At 64.6% G+C, this 3190-nt stretch carries 4 protein-coding genes; 1 reads left to right on the top strand and 3 read right to left on the bottom strand.

Annotated elements, in window-relative coordinates:
- Positions 1–137 precede the first annotated feature (137 nt).
- Positions 138–1046, bottom strand: coding sequence for a LysR family transcriptional regulator (locus ACK4SV_RS16400; RefSeq protein ID WP_409918916.1), 909 nt, complete (start codon positions 1044–1046; stop codon positions 138–140).
- A 95-nt stretch (positions 1047–1141) separates the two neighbouring features.
- Between ACK4SV_RS16400 and ACK4SV_RS16395 the strand changes: the two genes are divergently transcribed.
- Positions 1142–2149 (top strand): NAD-dependent epimerase/dehydratase family protein, encoded by a 1008-nt coding sequence (locus ACK4SV_RS16395; RefSeq protein ID WP_409918915.1) that lies wholly within the window; start codon positions 1142–1144, stop codon positions 2147–2149.
- Here ACK4SV_RS16395 and ACK4SV_RS16390 read toward each other — a convergent pair.
- Together ACK4SV_RS16390 and ACK4SV_RS16385 are read right to left on the bottom strand one after the other, a co-directional pair.
- Positions 2116–2604: a UPF0262 family protein gene (locus tag ACK4SV_RS16390; protein WP_409918914.1), complete on the bottom strand. Its 489-nt coding sequence runs from the start codon at positions 2602–2604 to the stop codon at positions 2116–2118. The genes ACK4SV_RS16395 and ACK4SV_RS16390 overlap by 34 nt on opposite strands.
- 3 nt (positions 2605–2607) lie before the next feature.
- Positions 2608–3190: histidinol dehydrogenase (locus ACK4SV_RS16385; protein WP_409918913.1), on the bottom strand; the 583-nt coding region annotated here is incomplete at its 5' end.

Raw genomic sequence — 3190 nt, 5'->3', positions numbered from 1 at the left:
TCTTCTTTTGACATACCTTATCCAGATCTGAGGCGGCGGCGAACGCGCCACGTATTCCACGTATCACTAGCCGGGCGCCATACAGGTTCCAGCAGATTCCGGCAAGCGATCAGGTCATTGCACCAGAATCGCAGGTTTCAGGCCGGCAGTTCCTGGCTACGGACATAAGCACTCATCGCGTCGCAGAGATGGTCGAACACGACCTTCATCCGCGCGACGCCCGTCAGGTCCTCATGCATGGTCACCCATGTCTCCATAGGGAGAGAGAAAGCCTCCGGCAGCAGCCGGACGAGCCCGCCATGGCGCCGCGCCAGCCCGGGCTGGCAAATGCCGATGCCGGCGCCGGCCCGCACGAGGTTCAGATATGCCAGATCGCTGTCGGTCCGCCAGGCAAAGCCTGCCCGGTCGAGCGCCAGGCCCGTCCCGCGCAGCGCCTCAACGATGCTCGTTTCATGATCAAAGCCAACGATCGCATGCCTTTGGACATCGTCGAGGCTCTGCGGCGTGCCGTGTTTTTCAAGATAGTCTCGGCGGGCAAACAGCCCGAGCCTGACATCCCCCACTTTCTTCGCCAGCAGCGCACCCTGCTGGGGCCGCACCATGCGGATCGCAATGTCGGCATCGCGGCGGAGCAGGTCACTCGACTGGTTTGTGGCGACGATCTCGAAGGCCAGACCCGGATGGGTTTCCCGCAGGGGCACGAGCATCTCCGGCAGGATCTCGATGCCCACAACCTCGCTGGCGGAAATGCGCACCGCGCCGGTCATCTCGTCCGCTGCGCCGGAGGCTGCCCGGGTCAGGGCGGCGGCTGAGGCGGCAATCGTGCGCGCATGCGGCTCGATCATCCGCGCCTTGTCCGTCGGTATCAGACCCCGCGGCGACCTGGTGAACAACGGCCCGCCCAGGGAGGCCTCCAGCTGGTCGATATGGCGCGACAGGGTCGGCTGGGTCAGCGACAGGCTGCGCGCCGCGCGCGACAGGCTGCCTTCCTCCAGCACGGCAAGGAACGAGCGGATGTGATCCCAGGAGCTGGCGGGAATGCTCATATTTTTCTCTATATCCGATCCATCTATTATCGCAATTACGTTTATCTCCGTCTTCCTCCATTCTGGTCTCACCCCAGAACAAGGAGACGGGCCCCATGGAAAACGGAAAAACGGCACTGGTGCTCGGCGTCACAGGCGGCGTCGGCTATGAAATTGCGCGGGCGCTGATCCTGCGCGACTGGACAATCCGGGCGCTCGCCCGAAAGCCCGACCCGGCGCGTCTGCCGGAAGCCGAATGGCTGACGGGCGACGCCATGAACGCCAAGGATGTTGCCGCCGCCGCAATCGGCGCCAGCGTCATTGTCCACGGCGTCAATCCGCCCGGCTACAAGAACTGGCCCAAGCTCGTCCTGCCGATGCTGGATAACACGATCGCCGCTGCCGCGATCTCCGGCGCCCGCATCTTCCTTCCCGGCACCATCTACAACTACGGCCCGGAAACGTTTCCGCGGCTGACGGAAGACACCCCGCAACACCCCCGCACCCGCAAGGGCGCCATCCGCGTGGAAATGGAGCGGCGGCTGCAAGCGGCGGCGGAACACCAGGGCGTCCGCTCTCTTATCCTCCGGGCCGGCGACTTCTTCGGGCCGGTCTCGGGCAATTCCTGGTTCTCGCAGGGCCTCGTGACCCCCGGCAAACCCGTGAAGACGATCACCTATCCGGGCCGCCCGGACGCCGGCCATGCCTGGGCCTATCTGCCGGACTTTGGCGAAACCGCCGCTGCCCTGCTGGATCGGGAAGGGGAGCTTGCCGATTTCGAGCGCTTTCATTTCCGCGGACATTACTTTCCGCGCGGCGTTGAGATCGCAGAGGAAGTCCGCGCGGCAAATGGAGGCAAGGGAAATATCAGCTTCCTGCCATGGCCAGTCCTGATCGCCCTGTCGCCTTTTGTGCCGTTGTTCCGCGAACTCGCTGAGATGCGCTATCTCTGGCAGGAAACGATTGAGCTCGACAATGCCAAGCTCGTCTCATTCCTGGGCGCCGAGCCCCATACGGACCTTCGCGACGCCTTGACATGGACATTGGCCGCGATGGGCTGTTTTCCAGGCGCGCCAGCGCGTGCCCCCGATCAAGCCCCCGGCGCGCGGCCCTGGCCGGCGTGAAGGGCGCAGATCAGGGTGAACAGGCGCCGGGCGGTGTGGAAGTCGATCGCGATCTTGCCTTCCAGCCGCTCTTTCAGAAGCTCTGAGCCCTCATTGTGAATACCGCGCCGCGCCATGTCGATCGCCTCGATCTGGTGCGGCGTCGAGGTGCGGATCGCCTCGTAATAGCTGTCGCAGATCATGAAATAGTCGCGGATCACGCCCCGGAACGGCCCCATCGACAGGATGAAAGTGTGGACCTCTTCGCCGCCTTCATTGCGCAGCGCGAAGATCAGCCGGCGTTCCACCTGGCTGAGCGCGAGCACATACGGCCCGCGATCTTCGCCGAGGATGTTGAAACTGTTTTCCTCGATCAGGTCGAAGATCGCCACCCGCCGCTCATGTTCGGCGTCCGGCCCCGACGCGCCCAGCGTGTCATCGTCAATATGGACAGCGACCAGGCGGTTCGTGCTCATTGCCTAGCCGCCCTGATTGGTCCGGATGGACACCGACCGCCCATGCGCCGGTAGACGCTCGGCCTCGGCGAGACGCAAGGCCGCCGGTGCCAGCGCCGCCAGCCCCTCGGGACCTGCCCGCTGCACACTCATCCGCTTGAGGAAATCATAGAGGCCCAGCCCGGACGAAAAGCGGGCCGCCCGGCTCGTCGGCAGGACGTGGTTCGACCCCGTCACATAATCGCCCAGCGCCTCCGGGGTGTGGTGGCCCAGGAACACCGCCCCGGCATGCTTGATCATGGGAAGCATACCGTCCGGATCCGCGATGCAAAGCTCGACATGCTCGGCCGCGATGATGTTCGCCGCGCGGGCCGCCGTCTCGATATCCTGCGCCGTGATGATCGCGCCATGCTGCGTCCAGGATTCGCGCGCCCGTGCGCCGGTCGCCAGCGAATTCAACTGGTTTTCCACAGCCTCCTCAACAGTCTTGCCGAGCGCGGCGTCCAGTGTGATCAGGATCGACTGGCTCGACGGGTCATGCTCGGCCTGGCTCAGCAGGTCTGCCGCCACCCAGTCCGGATTCGCCGTGGTATCCGCGATCACGAGG

It is taken from the genome of Hyphomonas sp. (genome assembly GCF_046313735.1).
In the GTDB taxonomy this organism is placed as follows: Bacteria; Pseudomonadota; Alphaproteobacteria; order Caulobacterales; family Hyphomonadaceae; genus Hyphomonas.
This window is presented reverse-complemented; position numbering and strand designations above follow the sequence as displayed.

What these genes read in the sequence shown, in the direction of transcription:
- ACK4SV_RS16400 (WP_409918916.1), bottom strand. Translation starts at nt 1,046, where the DNA reads ATGAGCATTCCCGCCAGCTCCTGGGATCACATCCGCTCGTTCCTTGCC.
- ACK4SV_RS16395 (WP_409918915.1), top strand. Translation starts at nt 1,142, where the DNA reads ATGGAAAACGGAAAAACGGCACTGGTGCTCGGCGTCACAGGCGGCGTC.
- ACK4SV_RS16390 (WP_409918914.1), bottom strand. Translation starts at nt 2,604, where the DNA reads ATGAGCACGAACCGCCTGGTCGCTGTCCATATTGACGATGACACGCTG.